Origin of the sequence: Paracoccus sp. SY (assembly GCF_002901215.1) — a bacterium.
Taxonomy (GTDB): Bacteria; Pseudomonadota; Alphaproteobacteria; order Rhodobacterales; family Rhodobacteraceae; genus Paracoccus; species Paracoccus acridae.
In genome coordinates this window covers 1-570 of the sequence record NZ_NWMQ01000195.1, presented here as the reverse complement: position 1 = coordinate 570, position 570 = coordinate 1, and the positions used below count along the sequence as shown (strand labels likewise).

The following is a 570-nucleotide window of genomic DNA, read 5'->3' as shown; positions in this document are numbered from 1 at the left end:
GATCTCGCCGATCAGATCATCCGCGAGGCTGGCCATCCTCCGCCTCCCTGAACTCGGCAAAGAGCCGGATGCCGCGGCGGCGCTGCTCGTCCACCACCGCCCGCAGATAGGAGCGCATCTCCGGCAGGCTCTGGCGCAGGACATTGAGCGCCGCCCATTGCTCGTGGCTCGGATCGATCCGGCCCTGGCCCGCTGCCAGGGCGATCGCGTTGACGGAAACGCCGATCTCGTGGAGCTCGCCCCGGATTGCCTCCAGCCCGGTCGCGGTCGCCGGCTCCGCCTCCAGCAGGCCCGAGGCAGAGCGCACCAGAGCCCGCAGAGCGTCCGAGTTCGAACCAAAACCATGACGCGCCTTCAGCGCCTCAAGCGCCTCACCCTCGGCAGGCGACAGCCGCGCGGAGACGGACTTGCCCTCCGTGGTGGCACTCTCCCGGCTGCGGCGGGACCGACCCGGGCTTGTCGATATGGAAGGTTTGGAACAGACGCGCCGGTTTGCGGTCATCCTGCCGTCATCGCCAGGGCGTGATGTGTCTGCCGGGGTCTGGGACGTGTCTCGAAGGGCCATCGGGC

Annotated in this window: 1 protein-coding gene; it reads right to left on the bottom strand. The window is 69.1% G+C overall.

From position 1 onward, the window contains the following. Positions 1 to 16: 16 nt before the first annotated feature. Complete coding sequence (locus CK944_RS22520) at positions 17 to 502, bottom strand: DNA mobilization endonuclease VirD1/MobC family subunit (RefSeq protein WP_158248144.1); 486 nt, start codon at positions 500 to 502, stop codon at positions 17 to 19. Positions 503 to 570: the final 68 nt, after the last annotated feature.

What these genes read in the sequence shown, in the direction of transcription:
- CK944_RS22520 (WP_158248144.1), bottom strand. Translation starts at nt 502, where the DNA reads ATGACCGCAAACCGGCGCGTCTGTTCCAAACCTTCCATATCGACAAGC.